Source organism: Collinsella sp. CLA-JM-H32B (assembly GCF_040098065.1).
Taxonomy (GTDB): Bacteria; Actinomycetota; Coriobacteriia; order Coriobacteriales; family Coriobacteriaceae; genus Collinsella.
This window is the reverse complement of record NZ_JBBNNA010000009.1, coordinates 59,336-81,313: the sequence shown is the minus strand read 5'-3', so window position 1 is coordinate 81,313 and position 21,978 is coordinate 59,336. Positions and strand designations below refer to the sequence as shown.

Annotated in this window: 23 protein-coding genes; 14 read left to right on the top strand and 9 right to left on the bottom strand. The window is 60.4% G+C overall.

Annotation, left to right across the window (positions count from 1 at the left end):
* Positions 1-2 precede the first annotated feature (2 nt).
* Complete coding sequence (locus AAA138_RS06535; protein ID WP_349090085.1) at positions 3-131, top strand: type II toxin-antitoxin system RelB/DinJ family antitoxin; 129 nt, start codon at positions 3-5, stop codon at positions 129-131.
* Between the two features lie 134 nt (positions 132-265).
* Here AAA138_RS06535 and AAA138_RS06530 read toward each other — a convergent pair whose 3' ends face one another.
* The gene (locus tag AAA138_RS06530) at positions 266-1,105 is read right to left on the bottom strand and encodes a metallophosphoesterase family protein (RefSeq protein WP_349090082.1); all 840 of its coding nucleotides are present in this window, start codon (positions 1,103-1,105) and stop codon (positions 266-268) included.
* Positions 1,106-1,358: 253 nt separating this feature from the next.
* On the opposite strand from AAA138_RS06530, the gene AAA138_RS06525 reads away from it, so the two are divergent.
* Positions 1,359-2,960, top strand: a complete 1,602-nt coding sequence (locus AAA138_RS06525; protein ID WP_349090081.1) for a potassium/proton antiporter — start codon at positions 1,359-1,361, stop codon at positions 2,958-2,960.
* Between the two features lie 115 nt (positions 2,961-3,075).
* On the opposite strand, the gene AAA138_RS06520 is transcribed toward AAA138_RS06525, so the two are convergent.
* Positions 3,076-3,282 (bottom strand): hypothetical protein, encoded by a 207-nt coding sequence (locus AAA138_RS06520; protein ID WP_349090080.1) that lies wholly within the window; start codon positions 3,280-3,282, stop codon positions 3,076-3,078.
* Positions 3,283-3,397: 115 nt separating this feature from the next.
* Between AAA138_RS06520 and AAA138_RS06515 the strand changes: the two genes are divergently transcribed.
* The 4 genes from AAA138_RS06515 to AAA138_RS06500 all read left to right on the top strand — a co-directional run bounded on the left by AAA138_RS06515 (position 3,398) and on the right by AAA138_RS06500 (position 7,992).
* On the top strand, positions 3,398-3,754 hold the full coding sequence (locus AAA138_RS06515; protein WP_349090079.1) for a nucleotide pyrophosphohydrolase: 357 nt from the start codon (positions 3,398-3,400) through the stop codon (positions 3,752-3,754).
* Positions 3,747-5,489 carry a DNA/RNA helicase domain-containing protein gene (locus tag AAA138_RS06510; RefSeq protein WP_349090078.1) on the top strand — a complete coding sequence of 581 codons (1,743 nt, stop codon included), beginning with the start codon at positions 3,747-3,749 and terminating at the stop codon, positions 5,487-5,489. Before AAA138_RS06515 ends, AAA138_RS06510 begins: the two co-directional genes overlap by 8 nt.
* 142 nt (positions 5,490-5,631) lie before the next feature.
* A complete protein-coding gene (gene serC, locus AAA138_RS06505; protein WP_349090077.1) occupies positions 5,632-6,756 on the top strand; it encodes a 3-phosphoserine/phosphohydroxythreonine transaminase in 1,125 nt (374 codons plus the stop codon).
* A gap of 72 nt (positions 6,757-6,828) precedes the next feature.
* Positions 6,829-7,992, top strand: coding sequence for a phosphoglycerate dehydrogenase (locus AAA138_RS06500; protein WP_006235446.1), 1,164 nt, complete (start codon positions 6,829-6,831; stop codon positions 7,990-7,992).
* A gap of 349 nt (positions 7,993-8,341) precedes the next feature.
* On the opposite strand, the gene AAA138_RS06495 is transcribed toward AAA138_RS06500, so the two are convergent.
* A complete protein-coding gene (locus AAA138_RS06495; RefSeq protein ID WP_349090076.1) occupies positions 8,342-8,890 on the bottom strand; it encodes a hypothetical protein in 549 nt (182 codons plus the stop codon).
* Positions 8,891-9,533: 643 nt separating this feature from the next.
* Here AAA138_RS06495 and AAA138_RS06490 point away from each other — a divergent pair.
* Positions 9,534-10,766 (top strand): M20 family metallopeptidase, encoded by a 1,233-nt coding sequence (locus tag AAA138_RS06490; RefSeq protein ID WP_349090075.1) that lies wholly within the window; start codon positions 9,534-9,536, stop codon positions 10,764-10,766.
* Between the two features lie 38 nt (positions 10,767-10,804).
* On the top strand, positions 10,805-11,497 hold the full coding sequence (locus AAA138_RS06485; protein WP_349090074.1) for a DUF1015 family protein: 693 nt from the start codon (positions 10,805-10,807) through the stop codon (positions 11,495-11,497).
* Positions 11,498-11,629: 132 nt separating this feature from the next.
* Here AAA138_RS06485 and AAA138_RS06480 read toward each other — a convergent pair whose 3' ends face one another.
* The 3 genes from AAA138_RS06480 to AAA138_RS06470 all read right to left on the bottom strand — a co-directional run bounded on the left by AAA138_RS06480 (position 11,630) and on the right by AAA138_RS06470 (position 13,579).
* Positions 11,630-12,265, bottom strand: coding sequence for a histidine phosphatase family protein (locus tag AAA138_RS06480; RefSeq protein WP_349090073.1), 636 nt, complete (start codon positions 12,263-12,265; stop codon positions 11,630-11,632).
* Between the two features lie 17 nt (positions 12,266-12,282).
* On the bottom strand, positions 12,283-12,825 hold the full coding sequence (locus AAA138_RS06475) for a histidine phosphatase family protein (RefSeq protein ID WP_349090072.1): 543 nt from the start codon (positions 12,823-12,825) through the stop codon (positions 12,283-12,285).
* A gap of 82 nt (positions 12,826-12,907) precedes the next feature.
* Positions 12,908-13,579: a nitroreductase family protein gene (locus tag AAA138_RS06470; RefSeq protein ID WP_349090071.1), complete on the bottom strand. Its 672-nt coding sequence runs from the start codon at positions 13,577-13,579 to the stop codon at positions 12,908-12,910.
* A gap of 235 nt (positions 13,580-13,814) precedes the next feature.
* On the opposite strand from AAA138_RS06470, the gene AAA138_RS06465 reads away from it, so the two are divergent.
* Positions 13,815-14,417 (top strand): DUF308 domain-containing protein, encoded by a 603-nt coding sequence (locus AAA138_RS06465; RefSeq protein ID WP_349090070.1) that lies wholly within the window; start codon positions 13,815-13,817, stop codon positions 14,415-14,417.
* Entirely contained in the window at positions 14,418-14,900 is a 483-nt protein-coding gene (locus AAA138_RS06460) for a DUF188 domain-containing protein (protein ID WP_349090069.1), read from the top strand. It begins immediately after the preceding gene.
* A gap of 168 nt (positions 14,901-15,068) precedes the next feature.
* On the opposite strand, the gene AAA138_RS06455 is transcribed toward AAA138_RS06460, so the two are convergent.
* Positions 15,069-16,157, bottom strand: coding sequence for a putative manganese transporter (locus AAA138_RS06455; RefSeq protein WP_349090068.1), 1,089 nt, complete (start codon positions 16,155-16,157; stop codon positions 15,069-15,071).
* 171 nt (positions 16,158-16,328) lie between these two features.
* On the opposite strand from AAA138_RS06455, the gene AAA138_RS06450 reads away from it, so the two are divergent.
* From AAA138_RS06450 to AAA138_RS06435, 4 genes are all read left to right on the top strand, one after another.
* Positions 16,329-17,297, top strand: coding sequence for a 3'-5' exonuclease (locus AAA138_RS06450; RefSeq protein WP_152073679.1), 969 nt, complete (start codon positions 16,329-16,331; stop codon positions 17,295-17,297).
* 314 nt (positions 17,298-17,611) lie between these two features.
* Positions 17,612-17,983 carry a metalloregulator ArsR/SmtB family transcription factor gene (locus AAA138_RS06445; RefSeq protein ID WP_349090066.1) on the top strand — a complete coding sequence of 124 codons (372 nt, stop codon included), beginning with the start codon at positions 17,612-17,614 and terminating at the stop codon, positions 17,981-17,983.
* A gap of 62 nt (positions 17,984-18,045) precedes the next feature.
* Positions 18,046-18,264: a heavy metal-associated domain-containing protein gene (locus AAA138_RS06440; protein WP_006235433.1), complete on the top strand. Its 219-nt coding sequence runs from the start codon at positions 18,046-18,048 to the stop codon at positions 18,262-18,264.
* Between the two features lie 100 nt (positions 18,265-18,364).
* A complete protein-coding gene (locus AAA138_RS06435) occupies positions 18,365-20,317 on the top strand; it encodes a heavy metal translocating P-type ATPase (RefSeq protein WP_349090064.1) in 1,953 nt (650 codons plus the stop codon).
* A gap of 283 nt (positions 20,318-20,600) precedes the next feature.
* Here the strand turns inward: AAA138_RS06435 and AAA138_RS06430 are convergent, their stop codons facing one another.
* Both AAA138_RS06430 and AAA138_RS06425 read right to left on the bottom strand, forming a co-directional pair.
* On the bottom strand, positions 20,601-20,990 hold the full coding sequence (locus AAA138_RS06430) for a metal-dependent transcriptional regulator (RefSeq protein WP_349090063.1): 390 nt from the start codon (positions 20,988-20,990) through the stop codon (positions 20,601-20,603).
* 211 nt (positions 20,991-21,201) lie between these two features.
* Positions 21,202-21,972, bottom strand: coding sequence for a Cof-type HAD-IIB family hydrolase (locus AAA138_RS06425; RefSeq protein ID WP_349090061.1), 771 nt, complete (start codon positions 21,970-21,972; stop codon positions 21,202-21,204).
* Positions 21,973-21,978 lie beyond the last annotated feature (6 nt).

Sequence of the window (21,978 nt, the reverse complement as noted above, 5' to 3'; positions counted from 1 at the left end):
TCCTGGACGAGCTCGGCCTGTCCATGTCCACCGCCGTCAACGCGTTCCTCAGGGCGCTCGTCCGAGAGGGCGGGATGCCGTTCGAGATGAGGGTCAGGACGCCGGCGCCCGACGGGGAGACGGCGAGATAGCCGGCAGGCCGGCATGTCAATCCTGGTCTAACAGAGCCTTATTTAATCCCCGTCCCTGAAAAATCAATTTGCGGGCAGAAGGGCAAAAGTAGTCAAAAAAGGCCCCGTCCAAAATTAGCTACCCCTTGCACCGATTATTCGCCCGGGTTGATATTCGCGTAGAACTCCGCCCCATCATCGAGCCGCAGGATGCCCACGCGACCGAACTCGGAGCCGGTGGCGGCGGCGCAATCGATATCGATGCGATCGGGCACGCCGGCAGTGTCCTCGCCGCCCAAGCGCACGATCTGCCCTCGTCCCGATTCCTCATCGAGCCCCGCAAGACCACCGACCTCGCAATAGCGCCCAAGCGATACCGTGGGCGTGTGGCCGCTCACCACGACCGGGCCCTTGCCCTCGGCAGAAAGCAGCCCGGTCGGCACATCCCAATAGCCATGGCGAATCCAGAGCAAGTCATCGGACGACTGTACGGCGAGCATTTGCTGCAGCAGCTCGCGATCGGCATCGACCGCTCCCCTGCCGTCGCCGCAATCGACACCATGCTCAAGCAAAAACGCACGCGCCGCCTCGGTCTGAATGCCGGCGTGCACCAGCAGGTACGGCCGCTCGGCAGTCTCGACCACCGCGTAGAGCGGCAGCGCGGCCATCCACCGCACGAGCTCCTCGTATGCCTCAAATTCCATGTCGTTGAGCTGCTCGCGCGTCGTCCAGCCACCGTTGATATCCCAGGTCTCGGCATCAAGCGGATCTTGGCCAATGATGGCATCGAGCATGATCTGCTCGTGATTGCCCTTGAGCACGCGGGTGTTGGGCAGCGAGCGCACGAGCTTAATAACGCCGACCGGATCGGGCCCGCGATCGATCATGTCGCCCAGCACGTAAAGCGTGTCGTCGGACGTCAACGAGATCTTAGACAGGGCCTCGTCAAGCGCACGCACGTGCCCGTGAGCATCAGATGTCACATAGATCGCCATGGTACGCCTCTCCTTGCATTGCGGCCGAAGCCCGGCGCCGCAACTAAAACTTCAAGTTGAACTTAAACGTTACCCATTGTACTCCGTTGCAATAAAGCTGGAAAGGGTTTCCGAGCAGAGGCAAAGACGGCAGCCGTCTATGACGATATCGCGCATGCCCGCAATCCAACCCCATAAACCCACCATCTTTGGGTACAAATAACCGCAGACAACTGACCGTGCCACGCCAACCACCCAGGAGCGGACACTCCCTATGAACCAGATTCTTCTCTTTATCGGCCTCGTCATTATTCTGTGCCTGACCATCAAACCCGTCGGCAAAAAGCTCCCCTTCCCCACCCTGCTCATCTTTATCGCGCTCGGCATGCTGTTGGGCGTCAACGGCCCGGCGCATATCGACTTTAGCGACTATGCGCTCACCGAAACCGTCTGCAGCACGGCGCTGTTGTTCATCATGTTCTACGGCGGCTTTAACACCAACATCGACCGCGCCAAGCCCGTCGCCGCGCCCGCGGTGTTGCTGAGCACGCTCGGCGTCGTCATCACCGCAGGCATCACCGGCGTGTTCGCCCACTTTGTGCTGGGCTTCGACTGGATCGGCGGCCTGCTGCTGGGATCGGTCGTGGCGTCGACCGATGCGGCCAGCGTCTTTAGCGTGCTGCGCGAGCACAGCCTTTCACTGAGGGGCGGCACCGACTCGCTGCTCGAGGTCGAATCGGGCTCCAACGACCCCGTCGCCTACATGCTCACCGCCGTGCTCGCCACACTCGCGGCCGGCGGCGACATCAACATTCCCGCACTGCTGGCCAAGCAGATTATCCTGGGCGCGGGCCTGGGCCTTGCCATCGGCTGGGCGGCGGGCCGCCTGATTGAACGCGCGCACGCAACGGCCGAGGGCGCGCAGACCATCTTTTTGTTCGCCGTGGCGATCGTCGCATACGCGCTACCAAGCTATCTGGGCGGCAACGGCTTTTTGGCTGTATACCTGGCCGGCATTGTGCTGGGTGCCAGTGACATCACCGGCAAGGTCGAGATGGCGCACTTCTTTGACACTCTCACCGAGATGGCCGAGATGACCATCTTCTTTTTGCTGGGCCTGCTCGTCACACCCGCACGCCTGCCGCAAATGCTGCTACCGGGCCTGGCACTCATGGCATTTATGTTCTTTGTGAGCCGCCCCATCGCCGTAGGCATGCTGCTGGCGCCGTTTAGGACGAACCCTCGCCAGATCGCGCTCGTAAGCTGGGCGGGTTTGCGCGGCGCCGCTTCGGTCGTGTTTAGCCTCTTTGCCGTGGTAGCCGGTGTTCCCGGCGGTCACGACCTGTTTGACCTGGTGTTTGTGATTGCCGTGTCGAGCATTGTGGTGCAGGGCTCGCTGCTGCCGGCGGTGGCCAAGAAGCTCGATATGATCGATGCGGAAGGCGATGTGCGCCGCACTTTTAACGACTACCGCGACGAGGACGGCATGTCGTTCGTCAAGCTCAAGGTAGGCGCTGGACATCCGTTTGCCGGTCGCTCGCTCGCCGATATTGGCAGCGCCACAGACATGCTCGTGGTCCTGGTGCTGCGCGATGGCGCGCACCCGGTGCTGCCCAACGGCGATACTGTAATTGAGGAAGGCGACCTTCTGGTCATGGCAGCGCCGACGTTTGAAGAACGTGCCGAGGTTACGCTGCGCGAGGTCACCGTGACGCCCCACGGTCGCCTGGCCGGCCAGCGTCTTCGCGATGTGCCGCAAGGCAAGCACCCCTTTATCGTGGTGATGCTCAAACGCGACGGCCAAACCATCATCCCCGACGGCAATACCCTCATATACGCCGGCGACGAAGCCGTCATCGCCACGCTAGCGTCGTAGCCATCCCCACCCATAACTTGCGGTGAAATAGGGACTGAATAGGCCTTCTAGCAGCCTAAACAGTCCCTATTTCACCGCAAGTTATTGAGGGGATGGGGTTGAGGGGTGGCTATGGCTACCAGCCGTCGTCCGTATCATCGCCTGTGGCGAAGGCACGGAGGTCGAGGCCTTCGCGTTCGGCTCGGGCTAGGAGCTCTTGGGGCGACTCGTCCTCGATATCCATCACGTCGAGCATGGCGGCCGGAAAGCCCACGCCCGCCGCAGACCCCGCGCGGTCGAGCAGGCTCTCGCGCAGCTGATCTACGTCAACTTCGATCTTCATGGTGAAACCTCCTACCAGGCAATCGCGACCGAACAAACCGCACACCCCAAATGATGTGCAATAAATCCCAGATACGGCCATAATAAAACAATGAACATCAGGGAGGTTGCGGACGATGGATAAGCTCGATGCCATGACGGAACATGTCAGGGACTTTTGTGATGCACGCGACTGGCGCAAATATCACACGCCAAAAGAGCTTGCCATAGGCATGGCAACTGAGTCCTCCGAGCTCCTTCAGCTCTTTCGTTTTGTGAGCGACGAGCGCATTGCAGAAATGTTCGAAGACACCGAGCAACGCCAAGCTATCGAAGACGAAGTCGCCGACACACTCCTTTTCCTTCTGCGTTTCGCAGATTTAAATGAAATCGACCTGCCAGCGGCGCTTTCGTCCAAGCTCAAGCGCAATGGCGAGCGCTACCCCGTCGATGCATCATCTAACGAATACAGAAAGGCGGACCATCATGAGTAATGAGTTCGCCCTTCGGCAATGCACGCTTCCCCTACCCCAGCCCTTTGAGACAAGCGAATCGCTTCAGGACTTTGGCACGCCAAAGCCCGGGACCCATCATGACGAGAGCTGGCCCGTCCTTTACATTCTTACCAACAGCAAAAACAAGACGGCATACATCGGCCAAACAACCAATTACCAGCGCCGTATGAAACAACACGCTGCAAACGTGGACAAGGACTTCGACCGGACCCTTCTGATCGACAATCCCACCTTCAACCAATCCGCAACGTTCGAGTTCGAGAATCGACTTATTGAGCTGTTCTGTGCCGACGAAAAATACCAGGTCACCAATGCCAACAACGGCTATGCCCAATTCGATTATTTTGAGCGGCCTCAGTATCGCCAGAGGTTCCGAGACCTCTGGACAAAGCTTCGCGAAGAAAAATACGCGATTCATCCGATTGAAGAGCTCGAGAACTCCGATCTGTTCAAGTTCTCGCCTTTCAAGACGCTTACGCCCGACCAATACGAAACGATCGAGACGATTTTCAAACGTCTCGAACAGGAGCATGAAGACGTAAAACATGGCGGCTCAAAAAGAGAACGTATAACCGTCGTGAATGGCGCGCCGGGAACAGGTAAAACAATCCTCGCCATCAGTCTCATGTTCAAAATAAAAAATGAGCCCAACCTTTCCGGCCTGCGAGTCGGTTTTGTCACCCCCATGGATTCCCTGAAGAAGACCCTCAGGAAACTCACGCACTTCCTTCCAGGGTTAAAGCCTGGCGATATCTTGAGCCCCAGTGACGTAACCAAAAATGATCGTTATGACATCCTACTTGTCGATGAAGCACATCGACTGGGTAATTATCTAAGCATGGGCTCCGGCATCAAGGCCTTCTATAGCACCTGTGATCGTCTCGACCTTCCGCATACGAGCAACCAAGTTGACTGGATATTCAAATGCTGCGACAAGGCATATCTGTTTTATGACCCCAAGCAGCAAGTCAGGGCATCCGGCCTCAATCGAGACGGTCTTGAGCGGCGACTTAACCAACTCGAAGAAGCGAAAATTGAAACCGAAGAATTCAACTTGAGCACGCAAATGCGAGTACGCGGCGGCGATGAGTATCTCGACTTTGTATATGATCTACTCGACAACAAGGCGTACATGCATGCCGGCATGAAATTCGAAGAACTCTTTTCATCGGAGCCTTACGATTCGCGAGCCGGGGATCCGGACAGCGATACCCCCAGATACCAGTTTGGAATCGTCGACCAATTTGAGGATTTCTGTTCCCTGCAGCAAGCCAAGGAAGAGGAAGTTGGTCTATCCCGCATGACGGCAGGTTTTGCGTGGAAGTGGGAAACGAAGAAACACAAAGATGCGTTCGACATCGTCATTGAGGGCGTCCCTAAACGTTGGAACTCGAGTCAAAAGGATTGGGTTAACTCCCCCAACGCCGTCAACGAGGTCGGATGCATCCACACGGTACAGGGCTACGACCTCAACTACGGCTTCGTAATTCTGGGGCCAGACATTTACTACGACACCGACAAAGGGGGCGTCTGCGTTAACAAGGCAAACTTCAAAGATACCGTCGCAAAGAAAAAGGCAAGCGACGACGACCTACGAAAGATTATCGTCAACGCCTACTACGTTCTCATGACGCGCGGCATGTTGGGAACGTATCTCTATGCGTGCAATACGGCGCTCAAGGAGTATTTGTCACGGTATATCCCGGTGATATAGACCTAACGACCGCCCTCCCCCATGTAACCATCCTATAAATCATAGCGGCGCAGTCGAGTTTTACCGTGATACGGTCGCGCCCTGCGCTCCACTGTGCTAAAGTATCCCGAACGTCCAAACGACTACGAGGGGGAACTAGAAGATGGCACGTGTGCACAACTTCTCAGCTGGCCCGGCCGCACTGCCTACAAGCGTGCTCGCCGAGATCGCCGACGAGATGATGGACTACCGCGGTTGCGGCATGTCCGTGCTCGAGATGAGCCATCGATCTAGCATGTACCAGCAGATCTTCGACGACACCGAGGCAACCCTGCGCCGTCTGCTGAGCATCCCCGACAACTACCGCGTCCTGTTTTTGCAGGGCGGCGCCACGCTGCAGTTTGCGGGCATCCCCATGAACCTCATGCGCCGCGGCCGCGCCGGCTACGTCGTGACCGGCAACTTTGCCAACAAGGCGTACAAAGAGGCCGCCAAGTACGGCGAGGCCGTGCTGCTCGCGAGCTCCGAGGACACCAACTTCGACCGCATCCCCGACATAGCTGACATCAACGCGCGCATTGCCGCCGAGGCCGCGGGCGACGGGCTCGACTACGTCTACATCTGCCAGAACAACACCATCTTTGGCACCATGTTCCACGAGCTGCCCGATTGCGGCGACGTGCCGCTGGTCGCCGATGTCTCGAGCTGCTTTTTGTCGCAGCCGCTCGACGTTGAGCGCTACGGGCTCATTTACGCCGGCGCTCAGAAAAACGCCGGCGCCGCGGGCGTCACCGTGGTTATCGTGCGCGACGACCTGATCGCCGAAGGCCCCGCCTTTGCGCAGACGCCGCAGTACATGGACCTTAAGACCCAGGCCGCCAAGGGCTCCATGCTCAACACGCCCAACACCTTTGGCATCTACGTATGCGGCAAGGTGTTCCGTTGGGTTGAGCAGACCGGCGGACTTGCCGCCATGGCCGAGCGCAACTGGGCCAAGGCCAACCTGCTCTACGACCTGCTCGAGAACAGCAAACTATTCCACGGTACCGCGCAGACAGACAGTCGCTCCATCGCCAACGTCACGTTCCGTACCGGCGATGCCGAGCTCGACGCCGCCTTTGTCGCGGGCGCGGCAGAGCACCAGATCCAAAACGTCAAGGGCCATCGCCTCGTCGGCGGCATGCGCGCCAGCGTGTACAACGCCGTCACCATGGAGGACGTACAGGCGCTGGCCACGTACATGAAGGACTTCGAAGCGCAGCATAGTTTGAGTTCGCGATCTAACTAGCCCGCAGCACGCGGGCCGACCAGCCGCCTCAGACCAACCTGTTTAGATCAAAACCTGCTAAGGAGTTTTTCCATGCGTAAGATTAAGACCATCGACGACATCACTAAAGACGGCAAAGTCGAGTTTGGCGAGGGCTACGAGTTTGTAAGCACCGCCGAGGAGGCCGACGCGATCCTGATGCGCTCGACCGACCTGCACGGATACGAGCTGCCCGAGGGCATCCGTGCTATCGCCCGCTGCGGCGCCGGCGTCAACAACATCCCCGTCGAGGAGTACGCCAAGAAGGGCGTCGTCGTCTTTAACTCCCCCGGAGCCAACAGCAACGCCGTCAAGGAGCTCGTCCTAGGCATGCTGGTGCTCTCGAGCCGCGGCGTAGTGCAGTCGATGAACTGGGTGCGCGACAACGCCGACGACCCCGAGATTCAGGTCGATGCCGAGAAGGCCAAGAAGGCCTTTGTGGGCCGCGAGCTCAAGGGCAAGCGCATCGGCGTCATCGGCCTGGGCAACGTGGGCTCCAAGGTCGCCAACGCCTGCGTCGATCTGGGCATGGACGTCTACGGCTACGATCCGTTCATTTCCGTCGAGCACGCATGGGTGCTGAGCCGCGAGGTGCAGCGCGTGGGCACGCTCGAGGATCTCTGCCGCGGCTGCGACTACCTCACCGTGCACGTGCCCAGCAAGGCAGACACCATCGGCATGATCAGCACCGAGCAGATTAACCTGCTGGCACCCGACGCCGTGCTCATCAACTACGCGCGCGAAACCATCATTGACGAGGACGCCGTCGATGCTGCCCTGCGCGAGGGCAAGCTCAGCTGGTTTAGCTGCGACTTTGCCACGCCCAAGACCGTCAAGATGCCCAACACGTTTATCACCACGCACTCGGGCGCCGGCACTGGCGAGGCCGAGGCCAACTGCGCCGATATGGCCATCAGCGAGCTCAAGGATTACCTGGAGAACGGCAACATCGCGCACAGCGTCAACTACCCCGCCTGCAGCATGGGCAAGGCGCGCGCCGCGAGCCGCATCGCCTGCCTGCACGCCAACGTGCCCAACATGATCGGCCAGATCACGGCCATCCTGGCCAAAGACAACGCCAACGTGCAGCGCATGACCAACGAGTCCGCTGGCGAGAACGCCTACACCATGTTCGACACCGACGAGCACCTGGACAGCAGCACCATCGAGGCGCTCAAGCAGATTCCGTCGATGTATCGCGTGCGCGTGATCAAATAGCGCCGGCACCAAGCCTGTTAGGCAGACCATGAAGCCCATTCGGCCCCCGTTTTCGCGAAACGGGGGCCGATTTCGTTGCTCCGGCTGGTTTGGTAAATGCTACCAAGAAGAAGTTTTTTCGGATAATCGACAGTTATGTCCAAATCACTGAGCGCACCTGCTTTGATAAACAGATTTATCAGGGGCTTTAGTAGGTAAAAATCGATCTCTATATACCACATCCAAGTTGACTGTCTATTTTCCGAAACAACTTGTTCTGGATAGCATTTTTAAAGCCCTTCCAAGGCGAAACTGAAGCCTTTTTTGCGCCCAAAACTCTAGCTCGCGCGACCGTTTTCCACCCGCACGACTACATTCCCGACCAATCGATAAATATCTCCTCACGAAGCCGGCGTTCGAGCTGCTGCTGCCGCGGCGTCTTGTCTTTCAACGGCGCATCGAGATAGGACATGATGAGCTCCATCACCACGCGGAAGGCATCGGGGTCGGCCAGCTGGCCATAGGTCATCAGAACGACGGGATACCCCATCGCTTGCAAGGCCGTCGTTCGGTCGGAGTCAGAGATCTTGGATTCTATGGATCCGTGTATGGCTTTACCCTGGCATTCAACCAGACACTCCCGGCTGCCGTCCCTATTTGCCAGTAGGATATCGGCATAGCGCCTATTAAGCCCCGAAATCAGGCGGGCGCCGCGCGTCATACGAATCTCGACGTTATTGGTAAGGCGCAGCCCTTCGCCGCCGCGCAACCTCGTAAGGCCAAACAGCATCGAAGCCTGGACCTCGAGCGGCGATGCCGCCACCCCCGTAATGCATTTCGCGGCTCGTATGAACGATTTAGCGCCGCGGAGCCCCCGGATCTTATCGACGAACTCTGCAAGCTCAGAGAGCTCGATCAAGGGCGGTCGTTTCCACAAGTCCGTTGGATTCCCCGAGACGTCCTTTACGTTTTCCCAGCCCGACCGTGCGTCACCCCACCGGCCCCCATATGCCTGCACAAGTGCCGACTTTACCTGAGGCGCAATCTTGCACACGGCAAAGGTGCCGCACATCTCATACATGCACATAATTAGACGCTCGTTTGAGACCGAGGAAGCCAGGGTCAACAGGGTAAAGAGCGGGGACGCGACATCGAGGCCAAACTCTGTCTGCCGCACGGAGTCAAACGGCCTCTCCCCGTTCCAAACATGCCTGACAATGCGACCGCCCTTACGTCCGCAGCTGCCCTGCGCCAAAACATGCAACGGAGCGCCCAGGAAATGCGTGACGAGCGGGTGCTCGCAAAGGCGCTCCCTGCGCGGATCGTCCGCAGAATCGGGCAGGTCCGGCATTATCGCCAAGACCTGTGGAGGTATCCGGTGATACCGAAAGGCAGATATGTCGCACAGCATGTCGTCCATAAAGGCTACGTACCCACTGCTCCGTTTGTGAACCCACTTGGACGGCAAGCGCGTTGGCTCGGCCTGCGAACGGTAAATACTGCTGCGCGCACGCCGCGGATCTCTCAGGAGGCTTACAATCGGTTTGGAAAGCAGACTGATTGTGAGGTTGCATATGGTTGACGAGGACTTTGCCTGGCGGCTTACGCAAGGGCTCGTGCGGATCGACAGTTCCGACCCAGGTGCGTATGAGGGCGAGATCGAACAACATATCAAAGGCCTGGTCGAGGCGTATATTGCCAAACTCGATTCGCCTGCGTTGGACGCCGCAGAGGTACGCGAGCTCGAGGTGCTCCCCGGGCGCCGCAACCTTATGGTCACCGTGCCCGGTTTGAGCGACGAGCCACCGCTCGTCTACATCTGTCACATGGATACCGTCACCTTGGGCGACGGCTGGGACGCAGGCATTCCGCCGCTCGGAGCAATCGTGTGTGACGATAAACTCTACGGCCGCGGCGCCTGCGATATGAAGGGTGGCCTGGCCTGCGCCATTGCCGCACTGGTCCATACGCTCGAGCGCGTGGCGGCAGTTGACGCGCTGCCCCACCGCGGCTTTTCGCTCATCTGCTCGGTCGACGAGGAAGACTTTATGCGCGGCTCCGAGGCGGCCATCGACGCCGGCTGGGTCGGCTCGCGCGAATGGGTACTGGACACCGAGCCCACTGATGGACAGATCCAGGTGGCGCACAAGGGTCGCACGTGGTTCGAAATCGAGATGACAGGCGTCACGGCGCACGCGAGCCAGCCTTGGAAGGGCGCAGACGCCGTCGCCGCCATGTCCGAGGTCGTCTGCGCGCTGCGCCATGCGTTCGCGGCGCTGCCCGTGCATGATGAGCTGGGGCCTTCGACTGTCACATTTGGTCAGATTGAGGGCGGCTATCGTCCCTATGTCGTGCCCGACCACGCCAAGGTCTGGGTCGATATGCGCCTGACCCCGCCGACTGATACGGCCGCCGCGACGCGCATGGTAGAGCAGGCCATCGCCGGTGCCGAGGCCGCGGTTCCCGGCTGCCATGGAAGCTATACCGTGACAGGCGACCGCCCTGCCATCGAGCGCGACCCAGGCTCTCCCCTTCTAGCTGCACTCAAGCGCGCGGCAGACGATGTGACGGACGCGGAAACGACCGTCGGCTTCTTTACCGGCTACACCGACACTGCCGTCATTGCCGGCAAGACGGGCAACCGCAACTGCATGAGCTATGGCCCAGGCTCGCTCGCGCTCGCCCACAAGCCCAACGAATATGTGCCCCACGCCGATATCGTTCGCTGCCAGCAGGTGTTGATCGCGCTCGCCAACAACACGCTCTGGGGCGCGGATAGCCAAGTTGGGGCATAATAAGCCGCGAACAACCGACTCGCGCGTTAGGACCGTCCATGAAAGCTCTTCCGTTTCCCTGCATCCGCCCGGCTCAGGACCGCGTGCTCGAGGCGCTGCCTGCGATGGGCAGCATTCTGAGCAACAACGAAGCCCTGCGCGGCGCGATTGCCGATGGGCTCATGCTCAAGGATCCGGGTGCGGCATACTACGTGTACGAGTGTTCGGGAGAGCCGGGACGCGTAACGGGTGTCGTGGTGATCTGCCCGGTTAACGTGCTGACGGGCAGCGACGAAGCTGCCGCCGAGAGCGTCGACACACTCGCCGCCGCGCGCGCGATCGCCGAGCTCAAGGTGCAGCCGCGCCCCGTGTCGCTCGCCTACGAAGCGTCGCCCGTCATGGATATCATCCTGGGCGCTGCCAAAGAGGGCGCATCGCTCTACGCCGTCACCGATCCCGCGGGCATCACGCATCGCGTATGGGAGGTCAAGCGCGAGGACGCCGTTGCCGCCATCCGCGCCATGCTCGATCAGGCACCGGAGCCAGCACTGGCCGACAACCCCGCCTATGCAGCCGCTCTGACCGGGGCGTCGCAGCTGCTGGCAGACGAGGCCCGCACGGCCGGCACCTACACGGGCAAAGAACCGTTCAACTTTACCGTCGCCGCGCTATTCCCCGCCGCTCTGGTCAGCGGCGCCGCGCCGCAGGTCCCGATGGGCCTGCTCACCCACCAAATTGCACGGTGGTTCTAGCCAGGCTTAAACGCTTAGCGCAAAGACTCGGCAGCTCAACAAGCAAGGGGCGGGGATGCAATGCCCGCGCATGCACCTCCGCCCCTTTCGCATCAAACAATTACGACAGCAAACCGCACCGCAACGCCAGCGTTATCCACGCTGCGGACCTGCCGCCGCCACGAGCGGCTCTAGCCCCAGCTCGCGCGCATAATCTTCCTGCGTAAAGACTTCGACCAGGTCAAACGTATCGGCCGCATCGTCAAACGCAAAATGCAGCACCGAGCAGTTGCCCGGCACGCGCTCGCACTCGTCGGCCGCCGCGCCCTTGGTATGGTCCATGAACTCCTTGATGGCCGAGCCGTGGCTCACCGCGAGCACACACTCGTGGTCCGGGCGTCGCATAAGATCGGTCAACGTCGCCACCATGCGCTCACGCACCTGCATCTGGCCCTCGCCGCCAAACTGGCGATAGAAATCGCGCCACGGGCGCTCGGGCATCAGCATCACGCGCTCGGCTTCAAAATCGCCAAAGAACCACTCGCGCAGGCCATCCAGGCGCTCGTAGGCAAGGCCCGGCCACAGGTTGACGATAGTCTGCTCGGTGCGATGCAGCGTCGAGGTGTAGGCATGATCGGGCTCAATGCCGCGCGCACGCAAAAACATGCCGGCGCGCGCCGCCTGGTCGCAACCCAGCTGCGTGAGCGGTGAGTCGCTCCAGCCCTGGATGATGCGCTTAAGGTTAAATATCGTCTGCCCGTGACGGACCAGATACAGGTCTTTATTCATAGGGGTCCTTTCGTTCGTTACCAATCAAGGAGCGAAAACGCCCCGTCGCGATAGCCAAAATGAAGCACGGCGCCGTTGTCGGGTTGCTCTCCCCCGCCAGTCACGCATCTAAGAAACTCCTGGCAGGCAGATCCGTGGGAGACTGCCAACACGCAGTTGTGCTGCGACCGGGCCATGATGCGGGACAGCGCCGCGACCATGCGCGCCCGGAGCTGCGTTTCTGACTCACCACCAAAGGCAACCGGATAATCGCCCCAGGGTTGAGCCGGCATCTTGCGATTTGATGTACCCTCCAGCGAGCCCAAATGCCACTCGCGCAGGTCGTCGACCAGCGCAATGGAACGGCCCTCGCCAACGATAAGCTCGGCCGTACGCCGTGCCCGACCCAACGGCGAGGAATACAAATGATCAAAGGCCACGCCACGCGCCGCAAACGCCGTACGCGTCGCTAGTGCTTGCTCGCGCCCGCGCTCCGTGAGCGGCGAGTCTTGCCAGCCCTGCAAAATGTTCTGCACATTGAGCTCGGTCTGCCCATGCCGCACCAAATACAGATCTGCCACACGCCCTCCCCTCGTACCACCACAAAGGGGACAGGCACCTTTGTGGTGGTTTACCGCCGAATCACGCCGCGGCGACGCTCAACTACACCAGTACGTCGGCAAGCGGGCGCTTGGGTACGTGATGCACCTGCGCCTCGTCACGCCAGTAATTAATTGAGCCGTCGGGGTTGGAATCGATCGCATCGATCATCTGCGTCTCGGCCGGCACGCCAAAGGCCATGATCAGCTTGAGCTCATACTTGTCGTTATCGAGCCCCATGGCATCAATCGCATGGGGCGTAAAGGCCTTGAACATGCAGGCTGCCACCTCGGGCGTTGCGCTGCGGGCGGCGAGCATCATCGTCTGCGCGGCAATGCCCGTGTCGACCTCGGTAATGGGAGCGGCAGACTTGCCCGGAACGGCGCGCTCGGCCAGAATCGCGATGTAGCCGGTCGGGCGCTCGCCCTCGGCAGGACCCGGCCAATCCTTAAGCGCACCGGCCCACGCGAGCTCGTCAAACACGCGCGCACAGTCCTCGGCACCGCTCACCACATGAAAACGAAGACGCTGAGCATTGGCACCACACGGGGTCAGGTGCGCCAGCTCCGCCAGCTCGAGCAAAAACTCACGCGGCACGCGCATGGACTCGTCAAATCGGCGGCACGTGCGGGCGCGGCGGACCAGCGCATCAATCGTGTCCAGGCCAAGCTTTTCGCAACCCTGCTTTGCCATCGACTCAGCGCTTACCGGCGCCGCGGGAACTGTTTCGTTCATAGGGACCCCTCAATAAAAGCCAATTGTCCTTAAGAAAATCTAACCTAAAACGTAGGCAATAACGAACAGAGCTGCAATGTTCTACATCTGTTGAATATCCCACATCCAAACGGGAACAAAGATAACAATTCGGGAAGGTGAGGCTCCCATTCGCCCTTCCCGCCCCACGCGACGGTGCCCTTGGGCGATACTGGTTGCGAGAGCTACGGCTTACGCCGCACGGAAAGGAGACATCATGAGCATCTTTAAGAACGATGACAAGCGATCGAGCGCGTTTGGATTTGACGAGAAAAGCATGGCCGGAAAGGCCGTCAAGGCCGTACGCTGGATTTACGCCATCACGGGCGTCTTAGCGCTCGTCGCCGGCATCGCACTGCTGTTTGCGCCCGCCAAGTCCCTCGTCTTCCTGACGACCGTCCTGGGCTTCTACTTTGTGATCACGGCCGCGATCAGGCTGTTTACCGCTGTTTTCGAGCCGCTGCTGCCCACCGGCTGGCGCGTTATGAGCATCATTTCCAACCTGCTCATCATTCTGGGCGGCGTCATAATCCTGCGCAATCAGGCCTTCTCGACCGCAACGCTCACCACGCTCGTGGTGGTCGTCGCCGGCTTTGGCTGGATTGTCGAGGGCGTCATGTCGATTCTGGAGTCCGAGCTTTCGTCCAACCGCGCCCTCGCCATCCTGAGCGGCGCGCTCTCCATCATCGCGGGCATGTTCGTGTTTATCTATCCGCTGTGGTCGGCCAAGATGCTCGTCATCTTTAGCGGCGCGGCGCTGCTGGTGTTTGGCGTGACGCTCATTGTTCGCGCCATTCAGTTTGGCAAACTGGTGCACTAGATGCCAAAGACGCTTTTTATTGATGCCGACGCCTGCCCGGTCACGCGCGAGTCAATCGACTGCGCGCGGAGGGCGGGCGTCGCCGTCGTTATCACCGGCAACAGCACGCAGAACCTGGAACGCCACATTCGCCGCGACGATCCGCGCGACGCCGAGCACGCTCGACGCGGCTTTTGGGTCACGACGCTCGATGTGAGCGTGGGCGCCGATAGCGCCGACTTTGCCATTATCGAGCGCCTGCAGGCTGGCGACGTGGTCGTGACGCAGGACATTGGCCTGGCGAGCATGGTGCTCGGACGCGATGCCGCCGCTATCGGCGTGCGCGGGCGTGTCTACGATAAGGCGACCATCGACATGCAACTGTTTATTCGCCACGAGGAAAAGAAGGTGCGTCGCGTTGGCGGTCGCACCCGCGGGCCGGCAGCCTTCACCAGCGAGGACCGAGCCCGCTTTAAACGCAACCTCACCGAGTTGCTACGCTAACCAAGGCAGATTTTTGGGATATGCCCGGAAATCTGCCTTTTTGTTTAGAGCGGTGTGAGCGCTCAGGATCCATGGCTCAACAAAAAAACGGGCTTCAAAATGCCATGCATCGCCGCATTGTGCCGGCGCCGAGCATGGCTATTTTGAAGCCCGTTTTGTTAAGCCTACTTAGAGGCCAAAGGCGGATAGGATGAGGCCCCAGCCGGCGCCGATGACGTACATCATGATCAGGAACAGGACGTTTTCGCGAGCGCTGCGGTTGGTGCGGAACAGGACCAGGTAGCCCACGCCGGCGGAAATGAGCGTGCCGGCGAGCATCGGCGCCAACTGTAGCGCGCCCTCCAGGTACAGCTGCGTGATGACCACGCTGGCCGAGCAGTTGGGAATCAACCCGACAAGCGCCGAACCCAGGACAGCGAGCGTCTCGTTGCCGCGCAGGAACTGCTCGATTGCAGACTCGCCAAAGGTCTCGAGCACGGCGACCAGAATCAGCGTCACCAGGAAAATGAATACCGATACCTGAACGGTGTGCGAGATGGCGCTGCGGATGATTGACAGAACGGGCGCGCCCTCGTGGGAGTGGCCATGCTCGTGGCCGTGGTGGTGCTCGTGCTCGTCCGCGTGACCATGGTCGTGGCTGCGGTCGTGCCCGTGCTCGTCCTCATCCTCGTCACAGCCGCAATGATCGCGTTCGCACAGCTCGTGGATGTGATCGGCACTTACGCCCGCCTCGGCCACTTCGTCAATGATGTCGCCCCCGGTATGGTCGTCGTGCGCGCAGTTCACATGAGCCGGATTGGCAGCGGTCCCCAGCACGGTACGGCGAATCGCCGCATGCGCACGGGCATTACGACGAAGGCCGCGGATAGCCGCATCCACGATAAAGCCCGTGACCAGCGCGATCAGCGCTTTCGAAGCCAAAAGCATCGCCATGGTCTGCACGGGAACCTGCTCGGCAAGCAACAGCGGCAGCATCTCGTCGGAGGTCGAGAGGAAAACCGCAACCAGTGTGCCCAGTGTCACGACGCGACCGGCGTACAGCGTCGCCGCCATGGCCGAAAAGCCGCACTGCGGCACCATGCCCAGCAGCGAGCCAACCACGGGGCCCGCGGCGCCGGCGCGTTTGATGGCGCCGTTGACGCGGTCGCCTGCAACGTGCTCGAGCGTCTCGAGGGCCAGATATGTCACCAATAAGAACGGCACCAGCGAGAGCGTGTCCTTGCCGGCGTCGAGCAGAATATCAATCAGCAAATCCATGACGGATGGAACCTTTCGTGTCTTTCGGCAGCACTGTAAAAGTCCTAGCGGTCAACTAGGGTATTGTAGTTGTCCCAGGCGCGATGCCAATAGTTGCCCATGGTAAACTATCATCTCGCCATAACTCAACAAATCCGAGCCGCACGACGCGGCCCGTCCAAGGAGCAGCATATGAATGTTTCGCAAGCACTCGAATACGAACGCCAGCCGTTTATCCCCATGTTTATCTACGGCGACCACGGCGCCATGGAGTCCGAGCGCCAGAAGGGCGAGGAGGCCCTCAAGGTGCTCGAGACCGAGTACTTTACCGCCGAGGGCGACCCCGGCTTCGACTTTGCCACCGTGCGCGACCTGGCCGACCGCAACCGCGACCTGTGCGACCAGATCGGCGAGGCGCGCCTGCGCAACGTGACGCCCGCGACGCTCTCGCGCGGCCTGTCCGACGCCGACACCTGCGCCGCCATCGGCAAGATGCAAAAGCGCACCGCCGCGTCCGTTATGCGCGAGATCCGCGGTGACCGCGACGCACTCGGCGTGGCCTATGCTCGCAAGCCTATCCAAGGCACGGTGCTGGGCATCGACATCGAGACCACCGGTCGCGCGCCCGAGCGCGGCTACATCATCAACGTGGGCTGGGAGATCATGGATCTCACCAGCGACGCCGTGCCGCATGACGCCGAGGCGCACTACTGCGGTCTGCCCGACATCTACCGCGGCGAGGATGTGCCGCTATCGAACATCCATCACATCACCTGGGACGACATCGACGGCAAAAAACCGTTCCGCGAGAACAAGGAGCTGCAGAAGCAGTTGCTCAAGCTCATGAAGAAGTATCCCTATATGGCGCACAATGCCGCCTTCGAGGACAGCTGGTTCAAAATTCATCTGGACGGTTACGCCGAGGCACGCCGTGCAGGCAAGATCATCGTCATCGACTCGCGCCAGATCTGCCGCAGCCTGGACGCCGACGTGCGCTCGCTCCCCCGCGAATCCGCGCCCGCTGCGCTCGAGAACTGGGCGCGCCGCCGTGGAACCCTCGCCGCCGACGCCAACGAGCAGCACCTGGGCCTCGACGACACCGACCTCATGCTCCGCACAGTGCAGGCCGAGTTCAACCTCAAGAACCTATTTGCCAAGTAGATTGCCATGCAGAGGTGCCATCCGCGAGCAATATTTGCCGGGCCATAACGCCCCACGCAATTGCAACACGCCGAGGCGTCCCTCTCAAACGACGCAATGCGGGCCGATATCCAAACGGATATCGGCCCGTTTTTGCACGTCGCTAAGGTACCCACGTTGGCATCGGCGGCCTTATTCGCGCCCACCGATGCCCTTAGCCGCACCAGAGCCATTCGATAGCAAAATATTTCGCGAATTATATTGACATATGAACATGCGCTCATATACTCGGAAGTAAGTTATATGAGCGCATGTTCATATGAAAGGATATTGCAATGAGCGAACACGCTGATGAAATAAAGTCCGGCATCGACACCACCATCGTGCCCGACGTTCCCACCACCACCTGCTCGCCCGAAGACCTTCCCGACGAGGAGCTGCTGTACGACCTTGCCGACCTGTTCAAGGTCTTTAGCGACACCACGCGTATCAAGATCCTCTACGCCCTCATGGGCCGCGAGCTCTGCGTGGCAGACATCGCCGAGGCAACCGCGACCTCGCAGTCGGCTGTATCGCACCAGCTGCGCACGCTTAAGCAGTCGCACCTGGTCAAGTTCCGCCGCGACGGCCGCAACATCCTCTACTCGCTTGCCGACGATCATGTCTACACCATGCTCAATCAGGGCATGAGCCATATCTGCGAATAGCAACCAACCACGGTACCAGCGCGGTCTGCACCCAAGCCGCAAAACAGCGAAAGGAACCCACCATGAAAAAGCAGTTTAAACTCGACGAGATCGACTGCGCCAACTGCGCGCGTGAGCTTCAGGACGAGCTGGCCAAGCTCGATGGCGTCAAATCCGTGTCCGTCAACTTTATGACCCAGAAGCTGACGCTCGAGGCCGATGACGCCGAGTTCGACGAGGTCCTCGACCGCGTTGTAGAGTTTACGGCCGACGCCGAGCCGGACTGCGAGATCATTCTCTAGCCCAGGTTTACGCCAACATGCAAGGCCGCGCATGCCGCGGCCTTTGCTCGCGAAATTATATGAGCGAGTGTTCATACATTCAATTGGGAGGATACGAGTCATGGCCACCGCCGACCCCAAGAAGAAAAAGAAGAAGCGCAAGAAGAAAGAGTCTCTTGAGCATAAGCGCAACCGCATCCTGGTAGCGCTGGGCATTTTTGCCGTGGTGTACGCCCTCGATGAGCTCGGTGCCCTCACCGCCGCATTCGGCACCCCGGACGACATCTACGCCAGCTTTGTGATGTTCCTCGTGCCGTTTTTGATTGCCGGCTACGACGTGCTCCAAAAGGCATACAACAACATCCGCCGCGGCAAGGCCTTCGACGAGAGCTTCCTCATGGCCGTCGCGACTATCGGCGCGTTTGCCATGGTGCTCTTCCCCGATACCGACCCGCACATGGCCGAAGGCGCCGCCGTCATGCTGTTCTACCAGGTCGGTGAGCTGTTCCAGGCATACGCCGTGGGCAAGAGCCGCAAGTCGATCAGCGCCATGATGGACATCGCGCCCGACTACGCTAACGTCGAGCAAGCCGACGGTACACTCGAACAGGTCTTTCCCGATGACATCGCCGTCGGCACCGTGATCGTGGTCAAACCCGGCGAGCGCGTGCCTATCGACGGCGTCATCGTCGAGGGCGAAACCCAGCTCGACACCGCCGCGCTCACGGGCGAGTCAGTCCCCCGCCCCGCCAAGTCCGGCGACGATATCATCAGCGGCTGCATCAACATGACGGGCCTCATCCACGTGCGCACCACCAAGCCCTTTGGCGAGTCCACCGTCGCGCGCGTCCTGGAGCTCGTGGAGAATGCCAGCGAAAAGAAGGCGCGCACCGAGAACTTCATCACGCGCTTTGCCCGCGTCTACACCCCCGCCGTCACCGGCGCCGCTGCGGTGCTCGCGCTCGGCGGCGGCCTGGTCACCGGAGCCTGGTCCGACTGGATTCTGCGCGGTCTGACCTTCCTGGTCGTCAGCTGCCCGTGCGCGCTCGTGATCAGCGTACCGTTGAGCTTCTTTGGCGGCATCGGCGGCGCATCCAAGCTGGGCGTTCTCATCAAGGGCTCCAACTACCTCGAGACGCTCGCGGACGTGGACACCGTCGTCTTTGACAAGACAGGCACCCTCACCAACGGCACGTTCTCGGTGGTCGCGGTGCACCCCGAGGCTGGCTATACCGAGCAGTCGTTGCTTGAGGTCGCAGCCCTTGCGGAGTCGTTCTCTGATCACCCCATCGCGCAGTCCGTGCGCGTCGCCTACCAGGGCGAAGTCGACCCCAAGCGCGTGAGCGACTCCGCCAACGACGCGGGCCACGGCGTGACGGCAACCATCGACGGCAAGCATGTCGTCGTTGGCAACGCAAAGATGCTCGCCACGGCCGGCGTTGAAGCGCCCGATTGCGAGGTCGTTGGAACGATTCTGCATGTGCTCGTTGACGGCGTGTACGCCGGCCACATCGTGATTGCAGACACCGTTAAGGCCGATGCCGAGCAGACGATCCGCGACCTGCACGCCGCCGGCGTCAAGCGCACCGTTATGCTCACGGGCGACCGCGAGGAAGTGACTGCTGCGGTGGCCAAGCAGCTCGGCCTCGACGAGTTCCATGCGCAGCTGCTGCCGGGCGACAAGGTCGAGCGTGTTGAAGCGCTGCTCGCGGCCGAAAGCGGTAAGGGCAAGCTCGCCTTTGTCGGCGACGGCATCAACGATGCGCCTGTGCTTACGCGCGCCGATGTAGGCATTGCCATGGGCGCCATGGGCTCCGACGCTGCGATTGAGGCGGCGGATGTCGTGCTGATGGATGACAAGCCGTCCAACATCTCCCGCGCAATCCGCGTGGCGCGCAAGACCATGTCGATTGTTTGGCAGAACATCATCTTTGCGCTGGGCGTTAAGCTGCTGATTTTGGTGCTTGCGGCGCTCGGCATCGCCAACATGTGGCTTGCGGTCTTTGGCGACGTAGGCGTGGCAATCATCGCCATCCTGAACGCCATGCGCGCGATGGGGGTCAAGAACCTGTAGCGTTCGTTAGCTGTCCGGCCGGGGCCGGGCTTGGTTTTGAAAACGTCCTCGCGCATGAGGCCCGTCTTTCCTGCTCCTGCGGAGCAACGGAAAGGCGGGCCTCGCGCTGCGGAATGTTTTCAAAACCAAGCCCGGCCCCGGCCTGCGGTGACGTTGCTGGTGGTTCTTGGGCATCGCTTACTGGCGGGGTTCCTTGTCTGAGTTGGACTTAGTTGGTGGGGCCACTCATCCCGATCGCTGTCCCGCGCCGTTCCGGCGCGGGAGGCGCGCCGCTGCGGGAGTGCTAGTCGGTCATTGTTGGCGCCGAAACACCATCCCGTCCCAGCATCGATCTCAGCTTCTCAAAGCTCTCCTCGCTCAGGCAATGCTCCATGTGGCAGCCCTCTTGCGACGCGACCTCAGCCGAAACACCCGCATCCTCTAGCAGCCCCACGAAAAAGCAGTGACGCTCCCACATTTGGCGAGCGACCTCCAGACCACGCTCCGTCAGATGAACGTCGCGCTTGCCCATTTCGACATAGCCGCTGTTTTCCAGCGTCGCCATGGCTTTAGAGACGCTCGCCTTGGTCACGCCCAGGTATTCGGCGACGTCGATTGAGCGCACCGTGCCTTGGCGCTCCGAGAGCACATAAATAGATTCGAGATAGTCTTCTCCAGATTCACGTAGGGCCATGGGCCGCCTTTCGCGATGATCGTTAGTTAGCCTTTGGATACTTTCCTTGGCTTACTTTACCGCAAAAGTTGCCCATGTCTTACTACGTTGTTTAAAAAGTTAGCCGTGTTTCACAAAACGCGCCAGGCGAACACAACATGGGGACACGCCCCGCAAGGAGTGTCCCCAGCTGCCGGCAGAAAAGGAACGTCCCCAAGTGCTGAATCCTCAGCTATAGCAGGCCAAAGTGCTTTGCGGCGTTGTAGATGCCGTCGTCGTCTACGGCGGTCGTCACGTAGGTCGCTGCGGCCTTCACGGTCTCTTGTGCGTTGCCCATGGCCACACTTGTGCCCACGGCGGAAAACATTGACAAGTCGTTCTCGCCGTCGCCAAAGGCGATCGCCTCGCTCGCGTCGATGCCCAGGCGCTCCAGCGTCGCCGCCACGCCCAGGTCCTTACCGCCGTTAGCGGGAATAATGTCGCAGAACAGATCGCACCAGCGCGTGGTGAGCGAATGCGACACGGCGTCGGTCACTATATGCTCGTCGGCAGGATCCACGAAGGCACAGAACTGGTAAACCGGCGCATCGAAGGCATGCTCAAACGGCTCCTCGTGGTAGACGATTCCCGCGTTGCTGCCGGCCGTCACCACGCGCTCGGACAGGCGGTTCACAAACGAGTTCTCGCCCTGCATGCACAGCGAGTCATAGCGCCCCTGCGCCACCTGGCCCACAATCACCGCGACATCGTCCGGATCGATCGGGCAGCTACGGTAGACGCCCTCAGCATCAAAGCAGTGCTGGCCTGAAAGCGTAATGTACGCATCCCAGCCCAGGTCGAACAGCCAGTCCGGCATCTGGTAGGTCGGGCGACCCGTGGCGATCACGCACGCAATCCCCTGCTCATGAAAGCTGTCGAGCACCTGCTGCGCCGACGCCGGAATCCGGTGCGTCTTAAAGCTCAGCAGCGTGCCGTCGATATCGAAAAACGCAGCCTTGATCATCCTCGT